Below are 6,000 nucleotides of genomic sequence, written 5' to 3' on the forward strand. Positions count from 1 at the left end.
AGGTTATCAAGTAAAAAGGATTTTGTATCTGTTTTTGCAATTCGTTTGTTTGCCGAATGTTGTTGTTTTTGCGAGGATTTTATTTTCAGAATAATTAAATTATTTAAAATTAGGGTAGGGTAAAATACTACTTAGTTGTCTTATCAATAGACTTACTAAATAAATGATGTTGAATTATCACTAAAAATTATAATTATGAAAAAATTAAAAACGGTATTCGCAATAGTATTCTTTGGAATAATCGCTAACGTAGGCGCTCAAGAAGCCCGAGTAAGAAGTGAGACACGAATAAACAGCAATCAAGAAAATATAGCGTATTACGAACAACGAGGGGCAGAGGACGCTAGATACGAGCTAGAATTTAGAGCGAAAAGTAAAAGCGATGAACGAGCATTTTGGCAGGAGCAAAAGCAGTACGAAAAAGAGTTAAAGAAAGACAATAAACACGCTTATAGAGTTTATTTACAAAGCAAAGAAGAAGCCTACGTGAACCACTATCATCATTGTAATAACCAATGTTACCATAGTGATGCATTTTACCAGCATGCGGAATTTTATTATAGCGAATACGATCGTCGTAATTATAAAAGAAACCCTAGCACCATCTCAGTAAATACACAAGTAGGCGTGCGTACCCCAAGCGTGCGATTAGGAATTTTTTAAATACTGGAAATGGTAAATAAGCCGCTCTTTCTTCAATAGAAAAGAGCGGTTTTTTTGTAGAACTAGCTACCCAACCCAGCGGTTATCATGATCAAAGAAGTAGATTCAAACGGATGTTCAGCTTTTATAACCAAGGCCTGTTTGTTAAATAGAAAAGCCATGAATTAATCATAGCTTTTGTGTTGTATTATTTACTATTGTGCCTGTTAGTGGTTCGGGCTTTTGTTCAAATATGTTTTGCTTTCTTGTAGTCAATGTTATTGTGCCAAAGTGAAAATATTTAAGGTAGGATTTTCTTTGTCCGTTTCTAATGATTTTACAAAATTGAATTTTAACAGTACATTGGTTGAATTCTGATTGTCATAATGTGTAAAAGCAAGTATTTTTTCAAACTTCAAAGTCTGAAAAGCATAGTCAATGACTATTTCTACCGCTTCTTTCATTATTCCTTGTCCTTGAAATTTCGTTATAAGTTCATATCCGATTTCGCAACTATTATTTTTTGAAAAGTCAAATAGGCATATTGTACCAACAAATTTTTTGCTGTTCGTTAAAGTTATTGCCCAATAAATCGAGTCATTTTTTTTAATAGTATCATTAATCTTGTTGATAAAGTTTATTGCATCTTCTATTGTTCTACTTGCTTGTCTATCAAGATACTTGTTTATTTCTGTGTCAGTACGCAAAGTAAAAACATCTTGCACGTCCTCAGTCGATAATTGTCTAAGCGTTAGTTTTTTGGTTTTTAAAATTGGGAAAGGTGTAAAACTTCTATTTACCATTTTGTCATATTTAATTCGTCAATGTTGTGGGGTGCACTGGCCTGACCGCTAACTTCCCGCCTCTTGGCGAGGTTTGGGACTACATTAATCCCTATTTTCGAGTTTGCCACCCGAGCGATAGCGAACAGGCGAAGCAAATCTTCCCAAATACAAAACCAATTTCAAATTAAGCCTACTACCCAAATTGCTTGTAGCGTGTGTTGTAGGCAGTGCTTTATTTTGATACTTTAGACTTTTTAATGTTCAAAGCTTTCTGTTTTACCCATTGAATTGAAATTTCAAAAGGTGCGGTAATATTGTCAGAAGCAGTATTGTGTCCTAATGTTGAAAACAAAGTATATTCGAAAGGTTTGCCTTGAACTTTAAATGTATTTAATTGCTCTATGCACAATTTTACGGGAATTTGGATATCTTTCTCACCAAAAAGCCAAAGTCCTGGAATTGAAAGAGTATTCAAGTAATTTTTTGGGTCAGTAGTGGTAAATTGATACCTGTCTGGGTCATTTTTAGTATGTTCACGAGCATCTGATTCCGTATGATTTTCCCAAAAATTATTGTTTCCATTAGTATAAAACTGAAATCGAAGTTGCTCTAAAGTTGTAATTGTAGGGCAACTAAATAAAACCATAAATTCTATTTGTGGATTTTTGCTTGCAGCAATTGGGATTATCCATCCTGCTTGACTGAAGCCAACTAATCCAATTGGTGTTTTTTTATCCTTCAAATAAGTTCGAAATGTATTTACTGCTGCACTTGCATCGTGAGATAATAAATTAAGATTTGTAGTGTCAATATTATTCGTGCCAACAGATGGTCCTACATACACACCGCCTGATTCTCCAACTCCACGTTTATCATATGTTAATACAGCAATACCTTCTTTGGCTAGACGTTTAGCGAACTCCATTTCTCTCTTTACAGGATCAGACCCATGAACAATTACAACTGCTGCTAATGCTTTTTTTGGCGTTAAAATCGAGCCTGCAAGAGTGACGCCTTGACTTTCAAACTTTACATCTTGAATGGTAAAGACGGCCGATTGAGAAAATACCATATCTGGTAAAGTGATTAATAATAACCAAAGAAATAAGTTAGAAAAAAAGTTAATATTCATTTTGGTTTAATATAAAAAATTACGTTAAATGCTCCAGTCTGCGTTAGCATTGCCTACAGCGTTTTGCAGGTTGGCGAAGTGGCGGAAATCGAAGCATAAATGTTCAGTTTTGTACAAAAGTTCAATCGAAGAACTGCCGTTCAATTTAGCACTAAATCCGCCATTTTGCCAAACTGCTGTTGTGCGTTCGTATTTCTTAAAATTGCTTTTCAAATGCCCTTCCGTTAAATTTATAAACTCCACCTTCTGCCATCCCAAAAAGTAAATTGTTGCTGTTGTCTTTATATATTGACCAAATCATTGGGGTCGAAAGTTTGTTATTGATAGTGTAGTTTATTACATTTTTGCCATCATATTTCCAAGCTCCTGTATCTCTATCACCAAACCAAATATTACCTTCTGAATCTTCTTCAATTGCAAAAACGTGTTCCATTGTCCCAGTTGGTGATAGATTTCCATTTTTACTACTATTCTTTTGAATGAGTCCGTTTATCTCTGAAAAATGTATCGTTTTATCATGCTCCATTAGTAAAACTCCAATACCATTATTCCCTATCCAAATTCGTCCTTTGGAATCTGCTAATACACTTCTTATGTGCAAATTCTCATTGGCTTTAAGTTTTAATTTTTCATGTTCAAAAATAGTTGTCATTTTGCCATCATAACTAAATAATGCAGCATATGTGGATATCCAAAGGTTACCGTTTTTATCTTTAGATAAATCGGTTACCCCGAATGAATTATCAACATTTTTATTTTTGGGTTTTGGAAAAATTAAGTAGTTCATCTTTTTTCCATCAAAACGATTTACTCCGTCTTTTTCGCCTTCATTGAACCATAAATCGCCACTGGTTTTGTTCCATTCCAATGTTGGGTTATTTGTTTGAGTTGTATAAGTAGTAAACTTTTTTCCATCATAACTATTCACCCCGTTTGCAGTTCCAAGCCAGATAGTTCCGTTTTTATCTTCTTCTATTGAACGTATTTGATTGTCTAGTAAGCCATTAGTATTGTTGAAATATTGAAATATTTTTCCATTATAATAGCTTACTCCTTCATTATGACTTCCAAGCCAATAATTGCCTTTACTGTCTTGAAAGATAGCACGGATTCCAGAAGTGAATTTTAAGGTGTCGCTTTTCGAAGCTCTTACAATTTCAGATTTATTAATTTCTTTTTCGGTTGCTTTCTTTTCAACACAAGAAAAGTTCAGAAATAATAAAAAAATCAGATATATCATTCTAAATAATTTGTCCATTCAGGTTTGTTTTCTAATATGACGCACAACGTTCTGGTACTACAGCGGGTTTGGGGTTGAATTAAGATCTATTTTTGGATTTGCTAAATTATCCCAAATACAAAACCAACTTTCCATTAAGCCAAATGCCCAAATCCGTTGTAGTGGCTGTTATGTGAGGTTCCTTATAGTCTACTTTTTAAATCCATCATTCCATGAAGAATTCTTGCGATTTCTATTTCGTTCTTTAATATAATTGAGTAGAAGATAATATGTTCACCTGATTTAAAACCTAATATTCCTTTAGTAACTATATCATAGTTTCTGCCAAGTTCTGGATTATTTGCTAAATTATCACATGATGCCAAAAGTAAATCATAATACTTTTCAGCTTGCATTTCAGACCAAGTTTCGATTGTATAATCCCAAATTTCAGTTAAGTCATCAACAGCTTTATTTGTTAAATAATATTTAGCCATTTGATTTTTTTCTTGCTTTTAAAACGTTAAGGTGTTTTTTAGCATCAAAATCTACTGCACGTCCACTGTCAATTCCATCATTAATCGCTTTTCTTAAAGCTACAATTTTATTTTCCTCATCTTCTAAAAGACGAAGACCGGCTCTGACAACTTCACTTGCATTGTTGAATCTTCCATCATTTACACTGTGTTCGATAAAACTTTCGAAATGATTACCTAGCGATATAGAAGTATTTCGTCCCATAATTTTTTTAGCTAAGTTACCAAAAAATGGTAACTTTTCGAATTATTACGGATTTTTTTTTGGAATCTCACATAACGTCAGTTTGTCTAAAAACCTAAAACAAGTCTCTGACAATTCCATATTTGAGATTTTTCAACGATAGGAGTCCGAGAACAAAAACACAAAATCGTGGTTATTAGACAGTTTGACGTCCCGCGGCTTCGCGAGGTTTGGGACTAAATTAAGATTTATTTTTCGGATAAACACAAATTTTATAAATACAATACCAACTTTAAATTAAGCCTAAAACCCAAATCTTGCGAAACCGCTGTTGTAGGCAGTTTTTATTTTTCTTAATAAATTTTAGTTCTATTCCAATGTTAGAAATTCCGCGTGAGATTCTAAAGCTTCGGCTATCATTTTGCTTTCAATGATTAAATTTTGCTTTTTACTTTTTTTATCTTTTTTGTACATTTCAATAAGGTTGTTTAGCCGTTGACTAGAATAGTTAGAGAAGAAATTATAAATTCTATATTTGAAACTATTTAATTGTACGCTTTTCTCTATTTTTTCAATTTTTTCTTTGCTCCAATTTTCTTTACGCGCAGTTTTAGAGATATAATTTAGGCAATATTCTTTAAAATAAGTTTCGTAGTTTGTCACGTCAATAATCTTGTCGATTAAAAGGTTATTTTCAGCGCTTGGCATAGACATACGAGGGGGTTCTTCAAATTCTTGTGCTGAACAGGAAGGAATTAAAATAACTGACGTTAAAAATAAGAATATGATTATTGTTAAATTTTTCATTTTATGGTGATTACGATTTATAAATTGCCTACAACGTTCTGGCGCTTGGCGAGGTTGGGGATTTTGAAGCAGAGTATTATCTGCTTTACGAATATATGATAAAAAACGGTAATTCCACTAAAACCCCAATCTTGACAAACGCTTGTTAGCTGTAGTGCATTTATCTTTTGACTTCATTGAAAAATTTGATAGTATTTTGGATTTTTATTTCAACATCTTCATTGATTTCTTTATTGTGTTTACTAAAAGCTGATCTGATATCTTCTGGACTTTTAATAAGTTGATATATTGTCCAATCCATTGCTAACTCTTCTTTTGTCGAGCCATCTTTTTGAGGAACATTATATTTCTGGATATTCCGCTGCAAAGGTCGCCACGATTCCGCTACAAAGTACGCCACCCATTCCGAAGCAAAGGTCGCCACGATTCCACTGCAAAGGTTGCCACTTATTCCGGAGCAAAGTACGCCACTTTACTCCTGATTTAGCACTTTTAAAGGACTGACATTCCGACACAAAGTACGCCACCTATCCCAGATCCATTGTCTCACTAAGTAGAGATTTAACCGCCATTTACCATAAGTTTGGTTTGTAATCAAAAAACCACTTGCAGTATGGCAAATAAACTACTTAGTATGATTAAGATTAGACAGATACTTTTATTCTTAGAACGTGGTGTTTCACAGCGTGCTATAG

8 protein-coding genes are annotated in these 6,000 nt (G+C 33.5%); 1 reads left to right on the top strand and 7 read right to left on the bottom strand.

Translation table 11 applies throughout. The features are described 5' to 3' along the window. Positions 1-195: 195 nt before the first annotated feature. Positions 196-663, top strand: coding sequence for a hypothetical protein (locus BUC23_RS15490; RefSeq protein ID WP_073211028.1), 468 nt, complete (start codon positions 196-198; stop codon positions 661-663). Positions 664-920: 257 nt separating this feature from the next. On the opposite strand, the gene BUC23_RS15495 is transcribed toward BUC23_RS15490, so the two are convergent. The 7 genes from BUC23_RS15495 to BUC23_RS15530 form a co-directional block, all read right to left on the bottom strand. After that, on the bottom strand, positions 921-1,445 hold the full coding sequence (locus tag BUC23_RS15495) for a GNAT family N-acetyltransferase (RefSeq protein WP_073211030.1): 525 nt from the start codon (positions 1,443-1,445) through the stop codon (positions 921-923). A gap of 214 nt (positions 1,446-1,659) precedes the next feature. Next, positions 1,660-2,559, bottom strand: coding sequence for an alpha/beta hydrolase family protein (locus BUC23_RS15500; RefSeq protein WP_073211032.1), 900 nt, complete (start codon positions 2,557-2,559; stop codon positions 1,660-1,662). A 196-nt stretch (positions 2,560-2,755) separates the two neighbouring features. Next, positions 2,756-3,817, bottom strand: coding sequence for a ligand-binding sensor domain-containing protein (locus BUC23_RS15510; RefSeq protein WP_073211036.1), 1,062 nt, complete (start codon positions 3,815-3,817; stop codon positions 2,756-2,758). A gap of 164 nt (positions 3,818-3,981) precedes the next feature. Further along, positions 3,982-4,275 carry a type II toxin-antitoxin system RelE/ParE family toxin gene (locus tag BUC23_RS15515; protein ID WP_073211038.1) on the bottom strand — a complete coding sequence of 98 codons (294 nt, stop codon included), beginning with the start codon at positions 4,273-4,275 and terminating at the stop codon, positions 3,982-3,984. Beyond that, positions 4,268-4,519, bottom strand: coding sequence for a type II toxin-antitoxin system ParD family antitoxin (locus tag BUC23_RS15520; protein ID WP_073211048.1), 252 nt, complete (start codon positions 4,517-4,519; stop codon positions 4,268-4,270). The genes BUC23_RS15515 and BUC23_RS15520 overlap by 8 nt, the downstream gene beginning before the upstream one ends. A 348-nt stretch (positions 4,520-4,867) precedes the next feature. After that, positions 4,868-5,305 (bottom strand): hypothetical protein, encoded by a 438-nt coding sequence (locus BUC23_RS15525; RefSeq protein ID WP_073211051.1) that lies wholly within the window; start codon positions 5,303-5,305, stop codon positions 4,868-4,870. 160 nt (positions 5,306-5,465) lie between these two features. Then, positions 5,466-5,729, bottom strand: coding sequence for a hypothetical protein (locus BUC23_RS15530; protein WP_073211053.1), 264 nt, complete (start codon positions 5,727-5,729; stop codon positions 5,466-5,468). Positions 5,730-6,000: the final 271 nt, after the last annotated feature.

The organism is Flavobacterium xinjiangense (genome assembly GCF_900142885.1).
Lineage (GTDB): Bacteria > Bacteroidota > Bacteroidia > Flavobacteriales > Flavobacteriaceae > Flavobacterium > Flavobacterium xinjiangense.

Excerpts from the sequence above, each read along its gene's own strand:
- BUC23_RS15490 (WP_073211028.1), top strand. The coding sequence starts at position 196 with ATGAAAAAATTAAAAACGGTATTCGCAATAGTATTCTTTGGAATAATC.
- BUC23_RS15495 (WP_073211030.1), bottom strand. The coding sequence starts at position 1,445 with ATGGTAAATAGAAGTTTTACACCTTTCCCAATTTTAAAAACCAAAAAA.
- BUC23_RS15500 (WP_073211032.1), bottom strand. The coding sequence starts at position 2,559 with ATGAATATTAACTTTTTTTCTAACTTATTTCTTTGGTTATTATTAATC.
- BUC23_RS15510 (WP_073211036.1), bottom strand. The coding sequence starts at position 3,817 with ATGGACAAATTATTTAGAATGATATATCTGATTTTTTTATTATTTCTG.
- BUC23_RS15515 (WP_073211038.1), bottom strand. The coding sequence starts at position 4,275 with ATGGCTAAATATTATTTAACAAATAAAGCTGTTGATGACTTAACTGAA.
- BUC23_RS15520 (WP_073211048.1), bottom strand. The coding sequence starts at position 4,519 with ATGGGACGAAATACTTCTATATCGCTAGGTAATCATTTCGAAAGTTTT.
- BUC23_RS15525 (WP_073211051.1), bottom strand. The coding sequence starts at position 5,305 with ATGAAAAATTTAACAATAATCATATTCTTATTTTTAACGTCAGTTATT.